Source organism: Albimonas donghaensis, assembly GCF_900106695.1.
Taxonomy (GTDB): domain Bacteria; phylum Pseudomonadota; class Alphaproteobacteria; order Rhodobacterales; family Rhodobacteraceae; genus Albimonas; species Albimonas donghaensis.
This window is the reverse complement of sequence record NZ_FNMZ01000011.1, coordinates 69968-92213: the sequence shown is the minus strand read 5'-3', so window position 1 is coordinate 92213 and position 22246 is coordinate 69968. Positions and strand designations below refer to the sequence as shown.

At 71.5% G+C, this 22246-nt stretch carries 21 protein-coding genes; 11 read left to right on the top strand and 10 right to left on the bottom strand.

The genetic code is table 11. The features are described from left to right. Nucleotides 1–120: 120 nt before the first annotated feature. Complete coding sequence (locus BLV24_RS19535; protein WP_218133480.1) at nt 121–519, top strand: DUF4870 family protein; 399 nt, start codon at nt 121–123, stop codon at nt 517–519. Nucleotides 520–675: 156 nt separating this feature from the next. Here BLV24_RS19535 and mbfA read toward each other — a convergent pair whose 3' ends face one another. From mbfA to recA, 3 genes are all read right to left on the bottom strand, one after another. After that, complete coding sequence (mbfA, locus tag BLV24_RS19530; RefSeq protein ID WP_092684990.1) at nt 676–1653, bottom strand: iron exporter MbfA; 978 nt, start codon at nt 1651–1653, stop codon at nt 676–678. Between the two features lie 97 nt (nt 1654–1750). Continuing rightward, nucleotides 1751–3196, bottom strand: a complete 1446-nt coding sequence (locus BLV24_RS19525) for an endo alpha-1,4 polygalactosaminidase (RefSeq protein WP_176954842.1) — start codon at nt 3194–3196, stop codon at nt 1751–1753. Nucleotides 3197–3423: 227 nt separating this feature from the next. Continuing rightward, nucleotides 3424–4494, bottom strand: a complete 1071-nt coding sequence (gene recA / locus BLV24_RS19520; RefSeq protein ID WP_092684986.1) for a recombinase RecA — start codon at nt 4492–4494, stop codon at nt 3424–3426. A gap of 242 nt (nt 4495–4736) precedes the next feature. On the opposite strand from recA, the gene BLV24_RS19515 reads away from it, so the two are divergent. Further along, nucleotides 4737–5714, top strand: a complete 978-nt coding sequence (locus tag BLV24_RS19515) for a hypothetical protein (protein ID WP_143040374.1) — start codon at nt 4737–4739, stop codon at nt 5712–5714. A 23-nt stretch (nt 5715–5737) separates the two neighbouring features. On the opposite strand, the gene BLV24_RS19510 is transcribed toward BLV24_RS19515, so the two are convergent. Together BLV24_RS19510 and upp are read right to left on the bottom strand one after the other, a co-directional pair. After that, the gene (locus BLV24_RS19510; protein ID WP_092684982.1) at nt 5738–6658 is read right to left on the bottom strand and encodes a pirin family protein; all 921 of its coding nucleotides are present in this window, start codon (nt 6656–6658) and stop codon (nt 5738–5740) included. A gap of 116 nt (nt 6659–6774) precedes the next feature. Next, nucleotides 6775–7431 carry a uracil phosphoribosyltransferase gene (gene upp, locus BLV24_RS19505; RefSeq protein ID WP_092684980.1) on the bottom strand — a complete coding sequence of 219 codons (657 nt, stop codon included), beginning with the start codon at nt 7429–7431 and terminating at the stop codon, nt 6775–6777. A 255-nt stretch (nt 7432–7686) separates the two neighbouring features. On the opposite strand from upp, the gene BLV24_RS19500 reads away from it, so the two are divergent. The 8 genes from BLV24_RS19500 to mtaB all read left to right on the top strand — a co-directional run bounded on the left by BLV24_RS19500 (nt 7687) and on the right by mtaB (nt 15883). Further along, nucleotides 7687–8868: a substrate-binding domain-containing protein gene (locus tag BLV24_RS19500; RefSeq protein WP_092684978.1), complete on the top strand. Its 1182-nt coding sequence runs from the start codon at nt 7687–7689 to the stop codon at nt 8866–8868. Between the two features lie 89 nt (nt 8869–8957). Further along, complete coding sequence (locus tag BLV24_RS19495; RefSeq protein WP_092684976.1) at nt 8958–9782, top strand: ABC transporter ATP-binding protein; 825 nt, start codon at nt 8958–8960, stop codon at nt 9780–9782. After that, nucleotides 9775–10497 carry an ABC transporter ATP-binding protein gene (locus tag BLV24_RS19490; protein ID WP_092684974.1) on the top strand — a complete coding sequence of 241 codons (723 nt, stop codon included), beginning with the start codon at nt 9775–9777 and terminating at the stop codon, nt 10495–10497. Before BLV24_RS19495 ends, BLV24_RS19490 begins: the two co-directional genes overlap by 8 nt. A gap of 196 nt (nt 10498–10693) precedes the next feature. Then, nucleotides 10694–11731: a branched-chain amino acid ABC transporter permease gene (locus tag BLV24_RS19485; RefSeq protein WP_092684972.1), complete on the top strand. Its 1038-nt coding sequence runs from the start codon at nt 10694–10696 to the stop codon at nt 11729–11731. A gap of 5 nt (nt 11732–11736) precedes the next feature. Then, the gene (locus tag BLV24_RS19480; protein ID WP_092684970.1) at nt 11737–12798 is read left to right on the top strand and encodes a branched-chain amino acid ABC transporter permease; all 1062 of its coding nucleotides are present in this window, start codon (nt 11737–11739) and stop codon (nt 12796–12798) included. A gap of 12 nt (nt 12799–12810) precedes the next feature. Continuing rightward, a complete protein-coding gene (locus BLV24_RS19475; RefSeq protein WP_092684968.1) occupies nt 12811–13557 on the top strand; it encodes an SDR family oxidoreductase in 747 nt (248 codons plus the stop codon). Nucleotides 13558–13673: 116 nt separating this feature from the next. Then, on the top strand, nt 13674–14564 hold the full coding sequence (dapF, locus tag BLV24_RS19470) for a diaminopimelate epimerase (protein WP_245710673.1): 891 nt from the start codon (nt 13674–13676) through the stop codon (nt 14562–14564). After that, nucleotides 14561–15883 (top strand): tRNA (N(6)-L-threonylcarbamoyladenosine(37)-C(2))-methylthiotransferase MtaB, encoded by a 1323-nt coding sequence (mtaB, locus tag BLV24_RS19465; protein ID WP_092684964.1) that lies wholly within the window; start codon nt 14561–14563, stop codon nt 15881–15883. Before dapF ends, mtaB begins: the two co-directional genes overlap by 4 nt. Nucleotides 15884–15892: 9 nt before the next feature. Here mtaB and scpB read toward each other — a convergent pair whose 3' ends face one another. The 5 genes from scpB to argS all read right to left on the bottom strand — a co-directional run bounded on the left by scpB (nt 15893) and on the right by argS (nt 21196). Beyond that, the gene (gene scpB / locus BLV24_RS19460) at nt 15893–16540 is read right to left on the bottom strand and encodes an SMC-Scp complex subunit ScpB (RefSeq protein WP_092684962.1); all 648 of its coding nucleotides are present in this window, start codon (nt 16538–16540) and stop codon (nt 15893–15895) included. Next, nucleotides 16524–17372, bottom strand: a complete 849-nt coding sequence (locus tag BLV24_RS19455; RefSeq protein ID WP_092684960.1) for a segregation and condensation protein A — start codon at nt 17370–17372, stop codon at nt 16524–16526. The genes scpB and BLV24_RS19455 overlap by 17 nt, the downstream gene beginning before the upstream one ends. Next, nucleotides 17365–18387, bottom strand: coding sequence for a beta-N-acetylhexosaminidase (nagZ, locus tag BLV24_RS19450; protein WP_092684958.1), 1023 nt, complete (start codon nt 18385–18387; stop codon nt 17365–17367). The genes BLV24_RS19455 and nagZ overlap by 8 nt, the downstream gene beginning before the upstream one ends. A gap of 1 nt (nt 18388) precedes the next feature. Next, entirely contained in the window at nt 18389–19366 is a 978-nt protein-coding gene (locus BLV24_RS19445) for an SPOR domain-containing protein (protein WP_092684956.1), read from the bottom strand. Between the two features lie 93 nt (nt 19367–19459). Next, the gene (gene argS, locus BLV24_RS19440) at nt 19460–21196 is read right to left on the bottom strand and encodes an arginine--tRNA ligase (RefSeq protein WP_092684954.1); all 1737 of its coding nucleotides are present in this window, start codon (nt 21194–21196) and stop codon (nt 19460–19462) included. A gap of 448 nt (nt 21197–21644) precedes the next feature. Between argS and BLV24_RS19435 the strand changes: the two genes are divergently transcribed. After that, nucleotides 21645–22235, top strand: coding sequence for a CHAP domain-containing protein (locus tag BLV24_RS19435; protein ID WP_092684952.1), 591 nt, complete (start codon nt 21645–21647; stop codon nt 22233–22235). Nucleotides 22236–22246: the final 11 nt, after the last annotated feature.

Below are 22246 nucleotides of genomic sequence, written 5' to 3'. Positions count from 1 at the left end.
CGCGCCGTCCGCCCCGCGGGCCTGCCCGGACCCGGTTTGCGGCCTCATTCCCGCGAAGCGGCCTTGCTCAAGCCCCATTCCGCCCCAACCTCTCGGGTCGAAACGGAACGGAGCGCGATCATGACCCACGACCCTTCTCCCCACGCCCCCCAGCCCTCCGCGGCGCCCGACGCCGGGTCCGGCCGCCTCTCGGGCAGAGACGCGGCCAAGCTGGTCTACATCCTCTACTTCGTCGGCTTCTTTCTGCCGCTCTGCGCGCTGGCCGGGCTGATCCTGGCCTATGTGAAGCGCGGCGAGGCCGACCCGCTCGCCGCCGGGCATTTCGAGTTCCAGATCCGCTCGTTCTGGATCGGCCTCGCGGCCTGCGTGATCGGCGGGCTGCTGGCCATCGTGCTGATCGGCTACGCGGTGCTGGCGCTGTGGGTGATCTGGGCGCTGGTGCGGTTCATCACCGGCCTTCTGGCCCTGCTGGACAACCGCCCGGTTCGCGACCCCGACGGCTTCGGCTTCACCGCCTGACGCGGCCTGCGCAGGGGGGGCGGGCCTGACGCGGCCCGGCGGGCGGCGGCGGCAAGGCGACGCCCCGCGCCCCCATCGCCCCCCGCCGCGGGCGACACCGCTTCCCCGCGCCGCGGGCGCCCGGGTCCAGCCCGCGTCCGCGCGGGCGCGGCGCCCCTAGATCTCCCCGATCAGAACGCCCGCCGCCAGCACCAGCGCGCCGCCCACCACCACCTGCAGGGCGGCGCGCAGGAACGGCGTCTCCATCCAGCGGTTCTGGATCCAGGCGATGGCCCAGAGCTCCACGAACACCACCGCCAGCGCGATCACCGTCGCCGTGACGAAATCCGGGATCAGGTAGGGCAGCGCATGCCCCAGCCCGCCCACCGCCGTCATCACCCCCGCCGCGATCCCCCGCTTGATCGGCGAGCCGCGGCCCGAGATCACCCCGTCATCCGACGCGGCCTCCGTGAACCCCATCGAGATCCCCGCCCCGACCGAGGCCGCCAGCCCCACCTGGAACGTCACCCAGGGGTCCTGCGTGGCGAAGGCCGTGGCGAAGATCGGGGCCAGCGTCGAGACCGAGCCGTCCATCAGCCCCGCCAGCCCCGGCTGCACCCAGGTCAGGATGAAGCGGCGGCGGTCGGCCTGGTCCTCGGCCTCGCGGGTCTCGGGGTCGAGATGCGCCTCGGCCAGCGCCCCGGCGGCGCGTTCGTGCCCCCGCTCGGCGGCGGCGAGATCGCCCAGAAGCCTGCGGGTGTCCGGGTCGGTGCTCGCCGCCGCGGCCCGGTCGTAGAAGGCCGCCGCCGCCTGCTCCATCCGCGCCGCCTCGCCGCGCAGGGTATCCAGGCTCAGGGTCCTGGCCAGCCACACCGGGCGGCGGGCCAGCCAGCCCGCCACATGCTCGCGCCGCACCAGCGGAATGGGGCCGTCGAAGCGCGCCTTGAACGCCTCGATCAGGCGGGCGCGATGCGCGTCCTCCTCCTTCGCCATGCCGTCGAACACCGCGGCCGAGGCCGGGTGCTCGTCCCGCATCCGGGCGGCATAGGTGGCGTAAATGCGGGCGTCGTCCTCCTCGGACGAGATGGCGAGCGCGAGAACCTCCGCCTCGGTCAGATCCGAGAGGCGGCGGCGGGCCGTTGAGAAACCGAACATGGGAACCTCCGGGAGGCTGCGTTTGGAATCATTCTAAACTCAGCCTCCCGGGATGCAAGGGGCGTCGACGCCCCGCCGGTTCAGACGCCCTCCCCGGTCAAAGGTCGAAGAAGAAGTGGTCGGCGTCCAGATCGCTCCGGCTCACCCCCTCCAGCAGCATCCGCTCGCCATCGTCGCCGCGCACCATGACGCCGGACGCCACTTCGCGCAGGCGGAACCCGGCCCCCCGCCCGTCATCCGAGACCATGGCGATCTCGTCCGCCCCGACGTCGAAATCCCGCGCCCGGTCGCGGCCCTGGCTCAGCACGAACACGTCCGCCCCCGCGCCGCCGATCAGCCGGTCGCGCCCCGCGCCGCCATCCAGCCAGTCGTCCCCGCCGCCGCCGCGCAGCATGTCGGCGCCGCGCCCGCCATGCAGCTCGTCATCCTGGGCGCCGCCCTTGAGCCGGTCCTCGCCGCCCGCGCCGTAGAGCGCGTCCGCGCCCTTGCCCCCCAGCAGCAGGTCCGCGCCCTTGCGGCCGTCGATCTCGTCGGCCCCGCCCAGCCCCCGGATGCGGTCGGCGCGTTGGGTGCCGTCGATGTCGTCTCCGCGCCGGCCGCCGTCCCGCCAGTCGCCGCCTTCCGGCTCGGGTTGGGGCCCGGGTTGGGAATCGGGCCGCGTCGCGTCGTCCGGCTGCGCGTAGACTGCGTCCAGATCCCGCCCGCCGGCGATGTAGAGCGGGATGCCCGCCGCCTCCAGATCCTCGGCCTCCGCCGCCAGCCGGACCGCCGCGTCGTCGGCCTTGCGGGCGGGGATGTATTCGACCGCGAAAGTCTCCACCCCCTGCGCCTCGGCCTCCTTCAACAGGTTCAGCGCGTAGCGGTATTCGCTGCGCGGCAGGGCCTCGAACTGACCGGACCGGCCGTATTCGTAGTAGAATTGCAGATCCTCGCGCCCGATGCCGTGGACGATGTCGGCATAGCCCGTCTCCTCGATCAGCTCCTCGGCGTTCTGAGCGATGACCACCCGCTCCCGCCCCGTCCGCTGCGTCCATTCATCCGCCTGCGCGCGCAGGGCGGCGACGAAATCCACCATGTCGGCGCGGTAGTCGCGGGCGCCGGGGGCGATGTCCTCGAACCGCTCGTAGGCCGAAACGATGTCGAGGTAGAGCCCGTCGAACCCCGCCTCGAAGATCCGGTCTGCATAGTCGAAGACGATGTCCTGCCAGTCCGACATCCAGTATTTCACCCGGATGTTGTCCACCCATTCCGGATTGACCTCATCGAGCCAGGCCGGAGGGGTCCGCTCCCACGCCTGACGCCAGTAATAGCGGTAGGGCTCCGCCTCGCCGATGGAGATGTAGGAGACCACCATCCGGTCCGGATCCCCGTCGCGCAGGGCGTTGAGGATGCGGTCCCCGTAGGGCGCCTCCTCCCGCGCGTAGGAGGCCCATTCGGTCACCACCAGATCCGGGTCGCGCCCCGCGATCTCGGCGGCGCGGGCCATGTTCACGTCGCCCAGATGGTAGAGCCAGGACGTCGCGTCCGACAGCGGATTGGTCATGGCGCAATCTCCCGGCGCGGCGCGCAGCGGATTCAGGGTCATCGAAACCTGACCGACAAGACCCCCAGTTCAGCCGTCTGACAAGTGCGGCGACGCACACGACCGCCGCGCGCCTTCCCCTGCGGCGCCCCGACGACGCGAAAACCCCGCGCGCCGGCGGGCGCGCGGGGTTTCGAAAGGACCCGGGTCTGGCCGCGGAGCAGCCGGCCGGGGGTCGGGCGGGGGGCTCAGGCCTCCAGCACGTCCCCGTCGTCGCCGGCGCTCGGCGCGACCTCGAAGTCGAGCCCGTGGGCCGCGCGGATCTTGTCTTCGATCTCCAGCGCCACGTCCTTGTTCTCCTTCAGGAAGTTCTTGGCGTTCTCACGCCCCTGCCCGATCCGCTGATCGGCGAAGGAGAACCAGGAGCCGGATTTCTCCACCACCCCGGCCTTGACCCCGAGGTCGATGAGCTCGCCCATCTTGGAGATGCCCTCGCCATACATGATGTCGAATTCGACCTGCTTGAACGGCGGCGCCACCTTGTTCTTCACGATCTTCACGCGGGTATGGTTGCCCACCACCTCGTCGCGGTCCTTCAGCGCCCCGATGCGGCGGATGTCGAGCCGGACGGAGGAGTAGAACTTCAGCGCGTTGCCGCCCGTCGTGGTCTCGGGCGAGCCGAACATGACGCCGATCTTCATGCGGATCTGGTTGATGAAGATGACCATGCACTTGGAGCGCGAGATCGAGCCGGTCAGCTTGCGCATGGCCTGGCTCATCAGCCTCGCCTGCACGCCCACGGAGGAGTCGCCCATGTCGCCTTCAAGCTCGGACTTCGGCGTCAGGGCGGCGACCGAATCGACCACCACCACCGAGACCGCGCCCGAGCGCACCAGCGTGTCGGTGATCTCCAGCGCCTGCTCGCCGGCGTCGGGCTGCGAGATCAGCAGTTCGTCCACGTCCACGCCCAGCTTGCGGGCGTAGGCGGGGTCGAGCGCGTGCTCCGCGTCCACGAAGGCGCAGATGCCGCCCTTCTTCTGCTCCTCGGCCACCACATGCAGGGCCAGCGTGGTCTTGCCCGACGACTCGGGGCCGTAGATCTCGATGATCCGGCCCTTGGGCAGTCCGCCGACACCCAGCGCGATGTCCAGCCCGATGGAGCCCGTTGAAATCGCTTCGATATCCATCACCGAGCGTTCGCCCAGCTTCATGATGGAGCCCTTGCCGAAATTGCGCTCGATCTGAGAGAGCGCGCTTTCCAGGGCCTTCTGCTTGTCCATGCCGCCCTTGCCCGTGAGTTCGAGAATGCTCTGCGCCATTGCCTGTCATCCTTGTTTCCCACAGCCATCGGAGGATGTCCAACGCGCGGGATCGTTCCTGATGTGTTCCACCATGCTTAACACGAGAACTTAACAGGAACAAAGTGAAAATCCGAACGAAACGAGCCTTGCGCGAGAGGGTGAACAAATCGTTAGCGAACCGGCGCGCGGCAGGGGGCCGGCAGGGGTCGGCGGGGGACCGGCGCGGGACCGTCGGGGAGGCCATGGTCAATGATATCTTAATGAATCGGGTGTTAACGATCCGGCAACCGGCGCCGTTCGACCGTATCGTCGACCCGATCCAGAAGGAACAGCAAGTGAAGCTGCTGGCATTTTGCGCGCTCGCGACCGTTCTGGCCGCGTCCCAGGGGCGGGCCCTGAGCCTCGACCTGATCGACATCCACGCGCTCGACAATCGCCTCGCGGATCCCGCGGCGAACTTCCATCCGCAGGGGCTGGGCTACGACACCGATACCGATCAGCTGCTGTTCATGCAGCAGTCCAGCCAGACGATCTTCGCCACCAGCCTGACCGGCGCGATCGAGAGCACGCAGGCGATCGGCTTCCAGAACACCACCTCGGTCGCCGGCGATGGCGGCGACTACTATTTCAGCGACTATTCCGGCAACGTCCTCGGGCTCGACCTCTACGCCTATGACAAGGCGACCAGCTCGGCCTCGGTCCTGTCGAGCGAGGTCGCGGCCTATGGCGGCTATCCGATCGATGCGCGCGACGGGACGCTCTACCGGACCGAACCGTCCACCAGCTACGGCTGGGGCGATCTCGACACGCTGCGCGTCTCGTCCATCGCGGCGCCGGACGTCATCCTGCGGACCACCGCGCTCGCGACCACCGCCGGCATCGGCGACCTGGCGATCGACACCGGCCGCAACGCGGTCTGGGTGCTGGACTACAGCGCGACGGCTTCGATCCGGGTGTTCGACCTGCTGACGGGAAGCTTGCAGGAGACCTTCGCGCTTGGCCTCGACGGTCTCGACGCCGGGCTGACCTATGCCGACGACCGGCTCTATTACTACAACTGGCGCTCGGGCTCCGGCAGCACGCTCTCCGTCTACGGCGTCACGCCCCCGACGCCTCCCACCGAAACGCCGCTGCCGGGGACCGCCGCGCTGCTCGCGGCCGCCCTGGGGGCCGCGGGCGCGCTTCGGCGCGTTGCAGGTCGGGGCGTCGCGAGGCAGGGCGGCGCGGGGCGGGCCTGAACGCGCCCGGCCCGATCCCCTGATCAGATCCCCTTTGCGCTTTCGCGGATGAACCTGCGGTTGCGCAGGTCCTTCATCGCCTGCTCCAGCTCCGCCCGCGTGTTCATCACGATCGGCCCGTGCCAGGCCACCGGCTCCCTGATCGGCTTGCCCGACACCAGCAGGAAGCGCACCCCCTCGGGGCCCGAGCGGATCTCCACCTCGTCGCCCCGGTCGAACACCACCAGCGTGCGGTCGCCCGACAGGTCGCGGATGTTGAGCTCCTCGCCCTGGTATTCCTTCTCCAGCAGCACGCCGAAGGGGTCGGAGGCGCCCTTGAACGTCCCCGCGCCGGCGAAGATGTAGGCGAAGGCCTTCCGCTCGACCTCGACCTTGATGCGCCTGGCGGTGTTGGGCGGCACGGAGATATCCAGGTAGCGCGGGTCCGCCGCGATCCCGTCCACCGGCCCGCGGATGCCGCGCCAGTCGCCGGTGACGACGCGGATCACCGTGCCGTCATCCTCGGTTCGCACCGGGATCTCGGTCCCCGGCACGTCCTGGTAATTGGGCGTGGTCATCTTCAGCCGGCTCGGCAGGTTGGCCCAGAGCTGGAAGCCGTGCATCCGCCCCTGGCGGTCGCCCCTGGGCATCTCCTGGTGCATGATGCCCGACCCGGCGGTCATCCACTGCACGTCCCCCGCCCCCAGCACGCCCCGATTGCCGAGGCTGTCGGCGTGCTCCACCTGCCCGGCCAGCACATAGGTGATCGTCTCGATCCCCCGATGCGGATGCCAGGGGAATCCCTCGCGGTAGAGATCGGGAATGTCGTTGCGGAAATCGTCGAACAGCAGGAACGGGTCGACCTCGCGGGGGTCGGAGAACCCGAAGGCGCGGTGCAGATGCACCCCCGCCCCCTCCATGGTCGGCTGGGCGGCGGCTTCGCGTTTCACGGGGCGGATCGACATGGCGGCGGCTCCTCGCTGCGGGATGCGCCACCAGATAGGGGGTCGCGCCCGCCCGCGACAGCCGGCGGCGGCGCGACGGATCGGTTCCCGCCTGGAAACGATCCGCCGGAAGCCGCTCACTTGGTGCCGAACATCCGGTCCCCGGCATCGCCCAGACCCGGCACGATATAGCCCTTTTCGTTGAGCTTCTCGTCCAGCGAGGCGGTCACGATCTTCACGTCGGGATGCGCCTCCTTCATCCGGGCCACGCCTTCGGGCGCCGCCAGCAGGCACAGAAAGCGGATGTCCTGCGCCCCCTTCTCCTTCAGCAGGTCCACCGCGGCGACCGAGGAATTGCCCGTCGCCAGCATCGGGTCCAGCGCCAGCACCGGCCGATCCGCCAGATCGCTCGGCACCTTGCAGTAATACTGCACCGGCTTCAGCGTCTCCTCGTCCCGGTAAAGCCCCACGAACCCCACCCGCGCCGAGGGCGCCAGCTCCAGGATCCCGTCCAGCAGCCCGTTCCCCGCCCGCAGGATGGAGACCACGGCCAGCTTCTTGCCCGCCAGAACCGGCGCCTTCATCTCCTGCATCGGAGTTTCGATGACGGTGTCGGTCAGCGGCAGGGTCCGCAGCGCCTCATAGCCCAGCAGCAGGCTGATCTCGCGCAGAAGCTGGCGGAAGGTGGCGGTCGAGGTCGCCTTCGCCCGCATCAGGGTCAGCTTGTGCTGGACCAGCGGGTGGTCGACCAGGGTGAGATGCGGATTGGACTCGGGCGAGGTGGGCTCGGACATGGGGGGCGCTCCGTCAGACTGTCGCCTTCGTCTATGCCAGCGCAGGGCGCGTGCGTCGAGCGCAAGGGGCCCGCGGCGGCCGTTCCGGGCCCCGCGCCCCGGGTGACGCGGCGTCGATCCGGTCGCCAGCGTATCATCCTTCGATTCTTCATTTGCCAGCGGAGACGGCCGCCCTCTACGCTCCCTCGACGGAGCGGGCGCGATGTTCCCTTCTGGAGCAGCGCTCAGCGCCCGACGCAACAGGGAGGGAACGCCATGCACGCACTCGCGCGCGCCGCGACCGTGGTCGCGGCCGGCCTGATCGCCGGAACCGCCGCCCAGGCGCAGATCAAGATCGCCCATGTCTACGGCAAGACCGGCCCGTTCGAGGCCTATGCCGCCCAGTCGCATAACGGCCTGATGATGGGCCTCGAATACGCCACCGACGGGACCATGGAGGTCAACGGCGAGAAGATCGAGGTCATCGAGAAGGACACCCAGCTCAAGCCCGACATCGGCAAGGCCCTGCTGGCCGAGGCCTATGGCGACGACGAGGTGACGCTGGCCGTGGGCCCCGTGTCCTCGGGCGTGGCGCTGGCCATGCTCCCCGTCGCCGAAGAATACGAGAAGATCCTGATCGTGGAGCCGGCGGTGGCGGACTCGATCACCGGCGAGAACTGGAACCGCTACATCTTCCGCACCGGGCGCAATTCCTCCCAGGACGCGGTCGCCAACGCCATCGCCATCGGGGCCGAGGGCGTGGCCATCGCCACGCTGGCCCAGGACTACGCCTTCGGCCGCGACGGCGTGGCGGCGTTCAAGGAGGCGCTGGAGGGCACCGGGGCGACGCTCGCGCATGAGGAATACGTCCCCACCGACACCACCGACTTCACCGCCGCGGCCGAGCGCATCTTCCAGGCCATGGACGGGGTGGAGGCCGAGTCCAAGAAGCTCTTCATCATCTGGGCCGGCGGCGGCAATCCGATGGGCAAGATCAACGCCATGGACCCGTCCCGCTTCGGGGTGGAGATCGCGACGGGCGGCAACATCCTCGCGGCTCTCAAGGCCTATCGCGACCTGCCGGGCATGGAGGGGGCGACCTATTACTACCACGCCATCCCGCAGAACCCGGTCAACGACTGGCTGGTGAAGGAGCACATGGCCCGCTTCGACGGCCCGCCCGACTTCTTCACCGCGGGCGGCATGGCCGCCGGCATCGCGGTGGTCGAGGCGCTGAAAAAGGCCGGCTCCACCGACACCGACGACCTGATCGCCGCCATGGAGGGCATGGAGTGGGAGACCCCCAAGGGCAAGATGATGTTCCGCGCCGAGGATCACCAGGCCCTGCAGTCCATGTACCATTTCCGGACGAAGGTTGAGGACGGGGTGGACTACGGCATCCCCGAGCTGGTCCGCGAGCTGACCATCGAGGATCTGCCGATCCCCGTGCGGAACTGACCGGGGCGCATGCCCCCGGCGCGGCCGGCCCCTTCCGGGGTCGGCCGCGCCGCTCCCCCCCTCCCCTCTCCCCCGAACAAGGCGCGCCCATGCCCCCTGCTCCCGTGCTGGAAACCCACGGCCTGACCGTGCGCTTCGGCGGCCATGTGGCCGTGGACGCCGTCACCTGCGCCTTCGCGCCGGGCGAGCTGGTGGCCATCGTCGGGCCCAACGGGGCCGGCAAGACCACCTATTTCAACCTGATCTCCGGCCAGATCCCGGCCAGCGCCGGGACGGTCATGCTGGCGGGCCGCGACATCACCCGCGCTTCGGCCTCCTCGCGCACCCGCGCCGGCCTCGGCCGCGCCTTCCAGCTCACCAACCTGTTTCCCAACCTGACCGTGCGCGAGAACGTCCGCCTCGCCTGCCAGGCGCGCCTGGGCCGGGGGTTCCGCCTGTTCTCGCTCGCCTCCGACGACCGCGAGCTGACAGCGGAGGCCGAGGCCATCCTCGCCCGCGTCCGCCTCGCGTCCCTGGCCGGGCAGACCGTCGCCGCGCTGTCGCATGGCGACCAGCGCAAGCTGGAGGTGGCGATCCTCATCGCGCTCGACCCGCTGGTCTACATGTTCGACGAGCCCACCGCCGGCATGTCCGCCGACGAGGCGCCCGTGGTGCTCGACCTGATCGCGGAGCTGAAGGCCGACGCCGGCCGCGCGATCCTGCTGGTCGAACACAAGATGGACGTCATCGGCAAACTCGCCGACCGCATCATCGTCCTGCATAACGGCGCGCTGGCCGCGGATGGGGAGCCGGCGGAGGTCATCGCCTCGGACGTGGTGCAGGAGGCCTATCTGGGCCGCGATCTCACCGAACCCGCCCCAGAACCGGCCCCCGAACCGACCCCCGAATCGACCGGGGAGACGCCCCATGTCTGAGCCGCTCCTGCGCCTCGCCGGCGTTCACACCCATATCGGCCGCTACCACATCCTGCACGGCGTCGACCTCTCCGTCCCCGAAGGCGGCGTCACCATGCTGCTGGGCCGCAACGGGGCGGGCAAGACCACCACCCTGCGCACAGTCATCGGGCATTGGCGGACCTCGCAAGGGACCGTGCGTTTCGCCGGCGAGGACATCACCGCCTGGCCCACCCCGCGCCGCGCCCGCGCCGGCATCGCCGACGTGCCCGAAAGCATGGGGATCTTCACCGACCTGACGGTGGAGGAGAACATGGTGCTCGCCGCCCGCGCCGGCAAACCCGAGGGGCCGCGCCTCGACGCGGTGTTCAAGGCCTTCCCGCCGCTGCGGACCTTCTGGAAGAACCCGGCGGGGAACCTCTCGGGCGGGCAGAAGCAGATGCTGTCGGTGGCCCGCGCGATGATCGAGCCGCGGCGGCTGATCCTGATCGACGAGCCCTCCAAGGGGCTGGCGCCCGCCATCGTGCGCAGCCTGGTGGAGGCGCTGCGGGCGCTGAAGGACACCGGGGCGACGATCCTGATGGTCGAGCAGAATTTCTCCGTCGCCCGCGCGCTGGGCGACAGCGTGGCGGTGATGGATGAGGGCCGGGTGATCCATGCGGGGCCGATGGCCGAACTGGCCGAGAACCGCGAGATGCAGGAACGCCTGATGGGCCTGAGCCTGGAGGCCCATTGATGACCGCCCGACGCCCCCGTTCCGCCGCCCCCCTTCGCGCCGCCCACCCGCCCTCCCCGTCGCGAAGGGGGGCGGCGCGCCCGGCCCTCCGCCCGCGACGCCCCTGCGAGACGGTCGTCTCACCGTCCTTCCGCCCCGCCGATGCGAAGCTCGCGGGCGGGCGGGCGGCGCGCACGCGCATCCAGGAGACCGGCCGATGAGCCTCGCCCCCGAACACGCCCCCACCATGGCCCGGCAGAGCCTCCTGCAACGGCTGGAGCCCCACGCCCCCGCCCTGCTCATCGCGGCGCTGGCGCTGGCCGGGCTCGCGCTGATCCCGGCGCTGTCGTCCTGGATCACGCTCACCGTCGCCGGGCTCGCCATGGGGATGATGATCTTCACCATCGCGTCGGGCATGACCCTGGTCTTCGGCCTGCTCGACGTGATCAATTTCGGGCACGGCGCCTTCATCTCCGTCGGCGCCTTCGTCGGGGTCTCCGCGCTCGCCGCGCTTGGCGGCGGCGCGCCCGACGCCGACCCCTCGGCGCTCTCGGACCTCACCACGCTCGCCCTCGCCGCCATCGCCGCCATGGCCGCCACCGCGCTGATGGGGCTGGCCTTCGAGCGGGTGATCGTCCGCCCCGTCTACGGCGCCCATCTCAAGCAGATCCTCGTCACCATGGGCGGGCTGATCATCGTCCAGCAGCTGATCTTCGTGGTCTGGGGCCCGGACGAGATCCACGTCGCGCGGCCCGAGTCGCTCAAGGGCGCCTGGACCTTCGCCGGCGCCGCGGTCGAGAAATACCGGGTCATGGCCGTCGGCCTCGGCCTCGCCCTCTTCCTCGGCCTGCGCTGGCTGATGCGGGGCACCAAGGTGGGCCTGCTGGTCCGCGCCGGGGTCGAGAACGGCGAGATGGTCGAGGCGCTCGGCTACGACATCCGCCGCCTGTTCATCGCCGTCTTCATGGCGGGCTCCGCGCTCGCCGGCCTCGGCGGCGTGATGTGGGGGCTCTACCAGGAGGTCATCACCGCGCATATGGGCGGCGACATCATGGTCATGGTGTTCATCGTGGTCATCATCGGCGGCCTCGGCTCGGTCGAGGGCTGCTTCATCGGCGCCCTGCTGATCGGGCTGCTCTACAACTATGTGGCCTTCCTCGCCCCCAAGGCGGCGCTGGTCTCCAATATCGGCCTGATGGTCGCGATCCTGATGTGGCGCCCGCAGGGCATGTTCCCCGTGGTCAAGGCGAAGTGAGACCGATGTTCTTCGGACGACTGATCTCCGGGGATCGTCCCGGCTCCCCCATCCTGGCCATCGTGCTGATCGCCATCCTGCTCGGGCTGGCCTTCGCGCCCTTCCTGTTTCCGGGCACGCGGTCGCTGGATACCGCGGCGCGGATCTGCATCTTCATCGCGCTCGCGGCCTCCTACGACCTGCTGCTGGGCTATACCGGCATCGTCAGCTTCGCCCATGTGATGTTCTTCGGCATCGGCGCCTACGGGGCGGCGCTGGGGCTGGACGGGCTGGGCCGCGGCTTCGGGTCCATCGCCATCGGGGCGGCGGGAGGCGCGGTGGCGGCGGCGGCGCTGGCCTTCGTCATCGGCCTGTTCTCCCTGCGGGTCCGGGCGATCTTCTTCGCCATGATCACGCTGGCCGTCGCCTCCGCCTTCGCGGTCATGGTCTCGCAGTTCTCCGACATCACCGGGGGCGAGGACGGCTTCTCCTTCAAGGTCCCGCGAGAGCTGACGCCAGCTTTCAAGATCGCCGACGGCAAGCTTTTCGGCGTGTCGCTCAACGGCAAGCTGCTGCTCTACTATTTCGTCTTCACCGGCTGCCTGGTCCTGTTCCTCGCCCTGCTGCGGGTGGTGAACTCCCCCTTCGGCCGGGTTCTTCAGGCGATCCGCGAGAACGACTTCCGGGCCGAGGCGATCGGCTTCCGCGTCGTGCGCTACCGGATCGCGGCGACCTGCCTGTCGGCGGTGGCGGCGGCGCTGGCGGGCTCGCTCTTCGCGGTGTGGCTGCGCTATGCGGGCCCCGACGCGGTGCTGAGCTTCGAGATCATGGTCGACGTCCTGCTGATGGTCGTCATCGGCGGCATGGGCACCATGTGGGGAGCGGTGATCGGCGCGACGCTTTTCGTCATCGCGCAATCCTATCTGCGCGAGGTCATGGGCGCGCTGTCCGACGCGACCGAGGGCGCGCCCCTTCTGCCCGACCTGTTCAACCCCGACCGCTGGCTGCTCTGGCTTGGGGTGATCTTCGTGCTGTCGGTATATTTCTTCCCGACCGGCGTGGTCGGCCGCCTGCGCGGCAAGGACTGAGGAGGCGCCGACATGAAAACCGCCGTGATCACCGGAGGCGCGCAGGGCATCGGGCTGGGCTGCGCCCGTCGCCTGCGGGCGGAGGGCTGGCGGGTCGCCGTGCTCGACCTGTCCGCGCCCGCGCTGGCGGCGCTGGAGGGGGACCCGGAGCTGCTTCCGCTGCGCACCGACGCAGGCGATGAGGCCGCCGTGGCCGCCGCCTTCGCCCGCATCGCCGCCTGGGCGCCCGAGGGTCTGGACCTGCTGTTCAACAACGCCGCCATCGCCGGGCCGGATGCGGGGCCGGTGGAGAAGCTGAGCCTCGCCGAATGGCGTCGGCGGATGGATTCGAGCCTCACCGCCACCTTCCTCTGCGCCCGCGCCGGCATCCCCCTGCTGCGCGCGCGTCGCGGCGCGATGGTCAACATGGCCTCCACCCGCGCCTTCCAGTCCGAGCCGAATTCGGAGGCCTACGCCGCCGCCAAGGGCGGGATCGTGGCGCTGACCCACGCGCTCGCCGTCAGCCTCGGCCCCGAGATCCGGGTGAACGCGCTCGCGCCCGGCTGGATCGAGACCGGCCATCTCCAGGCCGGAGCCGACCCGACCCCGCCCGCGCACCGCCCCGTCGACCGGGACCAGCACCCCGCCGGGCGCGTGGGGACGGAGGACGACATCGCCGCCGCCCTGCTGTGGCTGGCCGGCGAGGAAGCGGGCTTCGTGACCGGCCAGACGATCGTCATCGACGGCGGCATGACCCGGAAGATGATCTACGCGCACTGACCCCCGCCCGCGTCCGCGCCCGCTCCCCGTGACTTGCGCGCCGCGCAACCCGGCTCCGGCCCCCGCGACGCGGCTCCCCCCTTCCCCGGGCGGCCTCGCGCGCGTATATGCGCGGGATGGACCAGACCCCTCCGCCGCCGCTGCGCTTTCGCAAGATGCACGGGCTCGGCAACGACTTCGTGGTGATCGATGCGCGCGCGGGCGACGCCCGCGTGACCCCGGCGCTCGCCCGCGCGCTGGGCGACCGGCATCGCGGCGTGGGCTTCGACCAGTTGGCGGAGCTTCTGCCCGTCCCCGAAGGCGACGCGGCCGCCCTGCGCATCCGCTTCTGGAACGCCGACGGCTCCACCGCCGGGGCCTGCGGCAACGCCACCCGCTGCGTCGCCAGCCTGGCGATGGCCGAGACCGGGGCGGACGCGCTGATCCTGCGCACCGAATTCGGCCTCCTGCCCGCCGCGCGCCGCGCCGACGGGCTGATCGAGGTCAACATGGGCGTCCCCGCGCTGGACTGGACCCGGATCCCCCTGGCCGAGCCCGCCGACACCGCCGCCCTGCCCCTGCCCGGCGCCCCCGGCGCGGTCTCCATGGGCAATCCGCATTGCGTGTTCTTCGTGCCCGACGCCGAGGACGCGCCCCTGCTGACCGACGGCCCCCATTACGAACATCACCCGATGTTCCCCGAGCGGACCAATGTCGAATTCGCCGAGATCCTCGCGCCAGGCGACGGCGTCGACCGCATCCGCCTGCGGGTGTGGGAACGCGGGGCCGGCGTGACGCTGGCCTGCGGCTCGGGCGCCTGCGCCACCGTCGTCGCCGCCGCCCGCCGCGGGCTGACCGGTCGGCGCGCGGAGGTGGTCCTCGACGGCGGCTCGCTGTTCATCGACTGGCGCGAGGACGGGGTCCGCATGGCCGGCCCCGTCGCCGAGGTGTTCGAGGCCGCGCTGTCGCCCGCCTTCCTCGCCCTGGTGGAAACCGGGTCCGAAAGCGCCCGCGAGGCCGCCGAATGAACGCCCCCGCCAAGCCCCCCTCGCAGCCCCCCGCCGCGCCGGTCTTCGAGACCTTCGGCTGCCGTCTCAACGCCTATGAGACCGAGGCGATGAAGGAACTGGCCGCCGCCGAGGGGCTGGGCGACGCCGTTGTCGTCAACACCTGCGCCGTGACCGCCGAGGCCGTCCGCCAGGCCCGCCAGCGCATCCGCAAGCTGCGCCGGGACAATCCCGGCGCCCGCGTGATCGTCACCGGCTGCGCCGCCCAGACCGAGCCCGAGACCTTTTCGAACATGCCCGAGGTCGATCTCGTCCTCGGCAACCTGGAAAAGATGCAGGCCCCCGCCTGGGCTCGGCTCGCCGCCGAGGCCCGCGCCGCCGACGCCTCCGGCGCTCCCGGTTTCGGCGTGGCCTCGGAGCCGATCCGCGTCGACGACATCATGTCGGCCACCGAGACCGCCGGGCACCTGATCGACGGCTTCGGCACCCGCGCCCGCGCCTATGTGCAGGTGCAGAACGGCTGCGACCACCGCTGCACCTTCTGCATCATCCCCTATGGCCGCGGAAACTCGCGCTCGGTCCCCGCGGGGGTGGTGGTGGAGCAGATCCGCCGGCTCGTCGGGCGCGGCTACAACGAGGTCGTGCTGACCGGCGTCGATCTCACGTCCTGGGGCGCCGACCTGCCCGGCCATCCGCCGCTGGGCGATCTGGTGCAGCGCATCCTCAAGCTGGTCCCCGACCTGCCGCGCCTGCGGATCTCGTCGATCGACTCGGTGGAGGCCGACCCCGCCCTGATCGACGCCGTGGCCTCCGACCGCCGGCTGATGCCCCATCTGCACCTGTCGCTTCAGGCCGGCGACGACATGATCCTCAAGCGCATGAAGCGCCGCCACCTGCGCGACGACGCCATCCGCTTCTGCGAGGACATCCGCAAGGCGCGCCCCGACATCGTCTACGGCGCCGACCTCATCGCCGGCTTCCCCACCGAGACCGAAGCGATGTTCGAGAACTCCCTGAAACTGGTCGAGGATTGCGGCCTCACCTGGCTGCACGTCTTCCCCTATTCGCCCCGCAAGGGCACCCCGGCGGCCCGCATGCCCCAGCTTCCCAAGGCCGAGATCAAGGCCCGCGCCGCCCGCCTGCGCGCGGTGGGCGACGCCGCCCAGACCGCCTGGCTCGACAGCCGCATCGGCGCGACGGAACGCCTGGTGATGGAGACCGAGACCCGCGGCCGCGGCGAAAGCTTCGCGGAAGTCGAACTCGCCTCCCCCCGCGAGCCCGGCGCCCTGGTCGAGACCCGGATCACCGGGCGCGACGGCGCGAAGCTGCGCGCCGCCTGATCCCCGCGCCTAGTCGTCGGGGTCGAACAGCCGCGTCTGGTTGGGGTCCTCGTCGGGATCGTCGGGCCGCGCCTCGCCGGGGGGGACGTTGTCCAGCAGCCCCGCTTCGCGCAGCTCCCGCAACCCCGGCAGGTCGCGGGCGTTGGCCAGCCCGAAATGGTCCAGGAAATTCTCCGTCACCACGAAGGTCGCCGGCCGCCCCGGAGTCATCCGGCGCCGGCCCAGCCGCACCCAGCCGCGCTCGATCAGCAGATCCAGCGTGCCCCGCGACACCGCCACGCCGCGGATATCCTCGATCTCCGCCCGCGTCGCGGGCTGGTGATAGGCGATGATGGCCAGCGTCTCGATGGCCGCGCGCGACAGGGGCCGGGTCTCCACGACCTCCCGCGCCAGCAGCCAGCCCAGATCCGGCGCCGTGCGGAACGCCCAAGTCCCGCCCGCCTGCACCAGCGCCACGCCGCGCCCTTCGTAGCGCTTCTTCAACAGCCCCATCACGCCCGGCACGTCGCAGCCATGGGGCAGACGCTCAGTGATCTCGGCGAGGGTCAGCGGCGCGTCGGAGGCGAACAGGATCGCCTCCACCATCCGCTCCTGCTCCCCCAGGGGCGGGGAGGGGAAAAGCGGATCGCTGGCCGGCGGCTCAGGACGGTCCGTCATGCGCCACGCGCCGGGACCGGATGGTGATTTCGCCGAACAGGCTCTCCTGCCTCATGTCGGCCTCGCCCCGGCGCACCAGTTCCAGCATCGCCACGAAGGTCGCCGCGGTGGCGGAGCGGCGGCGCTTGGGATCGTCCCGCCATTCAGGGGGCAGAAAGGCCTGAAGGGTCCGCCAGTCCATGACCTCCCCGATCAGGCCGCGCAGCCGCTCCAGCGCGATCTCCGGGGTCAGCATCGGCTGACGGCGCAGGTGCAGGGGCTGGTAGTCGTCGCGGGTCTTGATGCGGGCATAGGCGCGCAGCAGGTCGATCAGGCTCGCGTCATAGACCACCCGGCGCACGGTCGCGATATGCTCGGGCGCGCCGCGGGCGTGGAAATCGCGGCCCAGCTGGTCGCGCCCCATCAGCCGCGCGCCGGCCTCGCGCATCGCCTCCAGCCGCTCCAGCCGCCAGGCGAGCCGGGCGGCGAGATCCTCGGCCGAGGGGCCCTCGGCGGTCGGCTCGGCGGGCAGCAGCAGGCGCGACTTCAGATAGGCGAGCCATGCGGCCATCACCAGGTAATCCGCCGCCAGCTCGATGCGCAGGCGCTTCGCCGCCTCGACGAAGACCAGGTATTGCTCGGCCAGTTGCAGGATCGAGACGTGGCGCAGGTCGACCTTCTGGGTCCGCGCCAGCGTAAGCAGCAGGTCTAGCGGGCCCTCGAACCCGTCCACATCCACCACCAGCGCCTCGGTCGCGCGGCGTTCCTCCGTGCCCAGCGGGGTGGGGGAGGTCAGCTCCCGCCGGCGCTGCGCCTCCGCGAAGGCGCGGACGGAGGCGCTGGGCCTAGCCATCGGCGGCCTGCCCCAGCGGCGCGATCAGCGCGGCGTGGCGCGCGTCGGCCGCGATCACGTCGAAGGGGGCGGGCGCGCGGCGGGCGGCCAGCGCGGCGGCGGCGCGCGCCTCCGCGGCGCCGGCCAGCCGGGGGGTTCCCTCCAGCGCGCCTTCCATCTCGGCCCGGTCGCCGTTGCAGTGCAGGATCAGGTCGCAACCCGCGGCGATCGCGGCCTCGGCCCGCCCGCGCATGGTTCCCGACAGGGCGCCCATGGACAGGTCGTCGGTCATCAGGCAGCCGTCAAAGCCGATATCCTCGCGGATCGCGGCGATCCCGGCGGGCGACAGCGTCGCCGGCGCCTCGGCGTCCAGCGCAGTGTAGACCACATGCGCCGTCATCCCCAGCGCCTGCCCGGCCAGCGGCCGGAAGGCGGCGAAATCCGTGGCGCGCAGGTCGTCGAGGCTCGCCTCCACCACCGGCAGCGCCAGGTGGCTGTCCATGTCGGCGCGCCCATGTCCGGGCAGATGCTTGATGACGGGCAGCACGCCCCCGGCCAGCAGCGCGTCCGCGATCAGGCCGGCCCGGCGCGCCACGGTGGCGGCGTCATGGCCCAGCGCCCGGTCGGCGATGATCGCGTCGGTCTGCGCGAAGGCCACGTCGGCGATGGGCATGCAGTTCCCGTCCACGCCGACCGCGCGCAGCTCATGCGCGATCAGGCGGAAGCGCAGGGCCAGCGCCTCGTCCATCGCCTCCGGGCTCAGCGCCGCCTCCAGCCGCGGAGGCCAGGGCCATTCGCGCCAGTGCGGGGCGCGCATCCGCGCGACGCGGCCGCCCTCCTGGTCGATGAAGATCGGGGCCTCGCGCCCCACCGCCGCCCGCAGCTCCGCGGTCAGCGCCGAGACCTGCGCCGGGTCCGCGATGTTGCGGGCGAAGAGGATGAAGCCCCAGGGATCGGCCTCGGCGAAGAAGGCGCGTTCCGCCTCGGTCAGCCGCAATCCGTCCAGCCCCAGGATGATGGCATGAGGCGCGGCCACCTCAGCGCACCGTCGCGACGATGCAGGCGTCGCCGCGGGCCTTGAGGGCGGCGCAGATGTCCTGGGCGCGCTGGCGCTCGGGCATCGGGCCGACGCGCAGGCGGAACAGCGTGCGGCCGCCGGATTCCACGGTGGTGACGATATGGCCGTAGGGCGCGAGCAGATCGCCGTTGCGGCGGGTGGCGCGGCGCCACTGGCTCTCGGCGATCTCGTGCGAATTGAAGGCGCCGAGCTGGATGACCACGTCGCCCGCGGCGATCCCGGCGCCCGAAGCGGCGGGGGCCGAGGTCGCGGCGGGGGCCGCCGCCGGCGTCGCGGTCGCCGTCGTCGCCGTAGCGGGGGCCGTCGCCGCGGCCGAGGCGACGCGGCTTCCCGGCGCGGGCGGCTTCGGACGCGCAGGCGCCACGGCCATGGCGGACGGCGCCCGCGGGCTGCCGACATCGGCGCCCTGCGCTTCGCCGTCGGCGTCGGCGGCGGCGGTCGCTTCGGCCGCCGCGCGGGCCAGCGCGGCCTGGATCGCGTCATCCCCGCCTTCGACCACCGGAGCCGGCGGCGCCGCGGAGGCGGCGGCTCCGGGCGCGGATGCCGGCGCCCCGGCGACCACTCGCCCGTCCACGCCGGGCGAGGCCGGCGGCTTCAGATAGGGCTGGGCGAGGTCCTCGTCCTCCGGCAGCTCGGGCGCGGGGGCGTAGGCGGGATCGGCCTCACGCGGGCCGGCGATGATGGAGGTGACGGCCTGGTCGGTGCGCGCCAGCTTGATGCCGCCGGGATCCTCGGGGACGATCTTCATCGGCCCGTCCTCGGCGCGCAGGAACGGCACCAGGCCCGCGTCGCGGGTCAGCAGCCCGTGCCCCCAGTTCACCAGCCCCACGGCCAGCCCGATCGCGGCGACGGCGCCGGCGGCCAACGCCGCCTGCCGCGCCCATCCGCGACGGGAGGGGGAGTCGTAGCCATACGGATCGCCCGCGAGGTCGGCCATGGTGTTCCGCGCCTGTGTTCAGGCCCGAACCCCCGGTGTTCCGGGTGGCGCGGGCGGAGTTCTGCTCGCCCCCCGCCCGGCGTCCCGTGCGCTTCAGCGCATCTCGTCCAGGGGGGTCACGCCTAGGATACCCAATCCCGCCGCAATGACAACCGAAACGGCGCGCACAAGGGCCAATCGGGCCGCCGTGCCCTCGGGATCGGCCTCCTGCACATAGCGCAGCCGCGGCTCGTCCTTGCCGCGGTTCCACATGCCGTGGAAATCCGACGCCAGCTCATAGAGGTAGAAGGCGATCCGGTGCGGCTCGTGGTGACGCGCCGCGGTCTCCACCAGACGGGGCCATTCGGCGACCTTGGCGGCCAGCGCCAGCTCGGCCGGATGATCCAGCGGGGCCAACGCCTCGACGCCCGTCGCGGCCTCCCCCATCCCCGCGGCCTGCGCCGTGCGGAAGATGGAATGCGCGCGGGCATGGGCGTATTGCACGTAGAAGACCGGGTTGTCCTTGGACTGCTCCAGCGCCTTGGCGAAGTCGAAATCCAGCGGCGCGTCGTTCTTGCGGGTCAGCATCACGAAACGGGTCACGTCGCGCCCGACCTCGTCCACCACGTCGCGCAGGGTCACGAAGGTGCCGGCCCGCTTGGACATCTTGAACGGCTCGCCGTTCTTGAACAGTTTCACCAGCTGCGTCAGCTTGATGTCGAGCGGCACCCGGTTGTCCGACAGCGCCGCCGTCGCCGCCTTCAGGCGCTTCACATAGCCCCCGTGATCCGCGCCGAAGACGTTGATCAGCTCGTCGAAGCCGCGCTCCACCTTGTCGAAATGGTAGGCGATGTCGGGGGCGAAATAGGTCCAGCCCCCGTCCGACTTCTTCAGCGGCCGGTCCACGTCGTCCCCGAAATCGGTGGACCGGAACAGGGTCTGGGGCCGCGGCTCCCAGTCGTCGTCGGCCTTGCCCTTGGGCGGCGGCAGGGCGCCGGTGTAGATCAGGCCCTTGGCCTCCAGCGCCTCCAGCGCCGCCTCGATCCGGCCGCCGGAATAGAGCGACTTCTCCGAGAAGAACACGTCCATCCGCACGCCCAGCGCCGCCAGGTCGGCGCGGATCAGATCCATCATCAGTTCGGTGGCGATGTCGCGGATCTCGACCAGCCATTCGGATTCCGGCTTGTCCAGCAGGCTGGTCCCGAAGCGGTCCTTCAGCGCCTGCCCCACCGGCACCAGGTAATCGCCGGGATAGAGCCCCTCGGCGATCGCCGGCTCCAGCCCGTTGGCCTCGCGGTAGCGCTCATAGGCCGAGCGCGCCAGCACATCCACCTGCGCGCCGCCGTCGTTGATGTAATATTCGCGGGTCACGTCCCAGCCGGCGAAATCCAGCATCGAGGCCAGCGCGTCCCCGAACACCGCGCCGCGGGTATGGCCCACATGCAGCGGCCCGGTCGGGTTGGCCGAGACGTATTCCACGTTCACCTTGCGCCCCAGCCGCGGCGCCCTGCCGTAATCGGTCCCCGAGGCGAGCGCGGCGGCGAGCGCGGTCCGCCAGGTCTCGGGCGCCAGCCGCAGGTTGAGGAACCCGGGCCCGGCCACTTCGGCCGAGGTCACGCGCGGATCGGCCGCCAGCTTCGCGGCCAGCGCCTCGGCGATGTCGCGGGGCTTCATGCGGGCGGGCTTGGCCAGCACCATGGCGGCGTTGGTGGCCATGTCGCCATGGGCGGGGTCGCGGGGCGGCTCCACGGTCACGTTGTCGGCCGAAAGCCCGGCGGGGATCGCGCCCTCGGCGGCGAGCGCGTCGAGGCTCTCGGTCACGAGGATCTTGATATCGGCGAACAGGTTCATCGGGCGGCTCCGCGGCGCAGGTCGTCGCCCGCCTGGCGCGGGCGCGGTTCGTGGGCCCGGCCGGCCCGGGCGTGGGCACATCTACCACTACCGCCGCGCGGGTCAACGCGATGGGCGCGGAAACCGGCGCGGGACAGGGAAACGGACCGGCCCCCGCCCCTCCGGCCCCGCGACCCTCCGACCCGTCCCGCCGGCCCCTGGGCGAGCGACGCGGCCAGCCCGGCGCGCCGCCCTTCTCATGCGCCCCTTCGGCCCGCCCGCGTCCCGGACCCGGCCGCCCGCCCCGGATCGCCGCGCAGGTCGGCGACCTCGCCGCAACTCCGGCGCCGGGTGGCCGCGTCGTCGAACAGCTCTAACTGAACTCAGCCGCCGCCGCGTCGCCCGCGGCCCGGACGGTCGCGCCGCCCAGGAGACCGCAAGAGAGAGTGAAAGAGAGGAGGGGGATCCCATGTCGCGAGGAAAGACCGACGCGTTCGACGTCATCCGCCAACCCGGCGGCGCGGGTCCGCAGGTCCCTCCCGGCCTGCCCTGGCTGGCGGAGGCGGCGCGGATGCTCGACGCCTCCCATGATCCCGGTCTCGCCGAGGGGACGGCGCGGCTCAGCCTTGTCTCCCGGATCGACCGCGCCCTGCCCTTCGACCTGCCCTGGTGCGGCGCCTTCGCCGCCCATTGCCTGCGCGCCGGCCTGCCCGGAACCCGGCGCCCGTGGTTCTACATGCGCGCCCGTCCCTGGCTGCGCTGGGGGGCGCCCGCGCAACCCCAGCTCGGCGCCTTGCTGGTGTTCTGGCTGCGGTGGAAGGGCGGCCCCTTCGGGCATGTCGGCTTCTGCTGGGGCGAGGACGACGACCATTTCCACGTGCTCGGCGGCAATCAGCGCGACCGGATCGCGGTGGAGCGGTTTCCCAAGGCCCGGCTGATAGGCTGCCGCTGGCCCGAGGGCGTCCCCCGCCCGAACCTCCAGCGCCGCGCCCCCCCGCACGCCGCCGCCCTGACCGAGCATGCCGAGCCGGAGGAGGTCGAAGCCGCCGCCGCGGGCTGACCGCTCCGGCC

What these genes read in the sequence shown, in the direction of transcription:
- BLV24_RS19535 (WP_218133480.1), top strand. Translation starts at nt 121, where the DNA reads ATGACCCACGACCCTTCTCCCCACGCCCCCCAGCCCTCCGCGGCGCCC.
- mbfA (WP_092684990.1), bottom strand. Translation starts at nt 1,653, where the DNA reads ATGTTCGGTTTCTCAACGGCCCGCCGCCGCCTCTCGGATCTGACCGAG.
- BLV24_RS19525 (WP_176954842.1), bottom strand. Translation starts at nt 3,196, where the DNA reads ATGACCAATCCGCTGTCGGACGCGACGTCCTGGCTCTACCATCTGGGC.
- recA (WP_092684986.1), bottom strand. Translation starts at nt 4,494, where the DNA reads ATGGCGCAGAGCATTCTCGAACTCACGGGCAAGGGCGGCATGGACAAG.
- BLV24_RS19515 (WP_143040374.1), top strand. Translation starts at nt 4,737, where the DNA reads ATGAATCGGGTGTTAACGATCCGGCAACCGGCGCCGTTCGACCGTATC.
- BLV24_RS19510 (WP_092684982.1), bottom strand. Translation starts at nt 6,658, where the DNA reads ATGTCGATCCGCCCCGTGAAACGCGAAGCCGCCGCCCAGCCGACCATG.
- upp (WP_092684980.1), bottom strand. Translation starts at nt 7,431, where the DNA reads ATGTCCGAGCCCACCTCGCCCGAGTCCAATCCGCATCTCACCCTGGTC.
- BLV24_RS19500 (WP_092684978.1), top strand. Translation starts at nt 7,687, where the DNA reads ATGCACGCACTCGCGCGCGCCGCGACCGTGGTCGCGGCCGGCCTGATC.
- BLV24_RS19495 (WP_092684976.1), top strand. Translation starts at nt 8,958, where the DNA reads ATGCCCCCTGCTCCCGTGCTGGAAACCCACGGCCTGACCGTGCGCTTC.
- BLV24_RS19490 (WP_092684974.1), top strand. Translation starts at nt 9,775, where the DNA reads ATGTCTGAGCCGCTCCTGCGCCTCGCCGGCGTTCACACCCATATCGGC.
- BLV24_RS19485 (WP_092684972.1), top strand. Translation starts at nt 10,694, where the DNA reads ATGAGCCTCGCCCCCGAACACGCCCCCACCATGGCCCGGCAGAGCCTC.
- BLV24_RS19480 (WP_092684970.1), top strand. Translation starts at nt 11,737, where the DNA reads ATGTTCTTCGGACGACTGATCTCCGGGGATCGTCCCGGCTCCCCCATC.
- BLV24_RS19475 (WP_092684968.1), top strand. Translation starts at nt 12,811, where the DNA reads ATGAAAACCGCCGTGATCACCGGAGGCGCGCAGGGCATCGGGCTGGGC.
- dapF (WP_245710673.1), top strand. Translation starts at nt 13,674, where the DNA reads ATGGACCAGACCCCTCCGCCGCCGCTGCGCTTTCGCAAGATGCACGGG.
- mtaB (WP_092684964.1), top strand. Translation starts at nt 14,561, where the DNA reads ATGAACGCCCCCGCCAAGCCCCCCTCGCAGCCCCCCGCCGCGCCGGTC.
- scpB (WP_092684962.1), bottom strand. Translation starts at nt 16,540, where the DNA reads ATGACGGACCGTCCTGAGCCGCCGGCCAGCGATCCGCTTTTCCCCTCC.
- BLV24_RS19455 (WP_092684960.1), bottom strand. Translation starts at nt 17,372, where the DNA reads ATGGCTAGGCCCAGCGCCTCCGTCCGCGCCTTCGCGGAGGCGCAGCGC.
- BLV24_RS19445 (WP_092684956.1), bottom strand. Translation starts at nt 19,366, where the DNA reads ATGGCCGACCTCGCGGGCGATCCGTATGGCTACGACTCCCCCTCCCGT.
- argS (WP_092684954.1), bottom strand. Translation starts at nt 21,196, where the DNA reads ATGAACCTGTTCGCCGATATCAAGATCCTCGTGACCGAGAGCCTCGAC.
- BLV24_RS19435 (WP_092684952.1), top strand. Translation starts at nt 21,645, where the DNA reads ATGTCGCGAGGAAAGACCGACGCGTTCGACGTCATCCGCCAACCCGGC.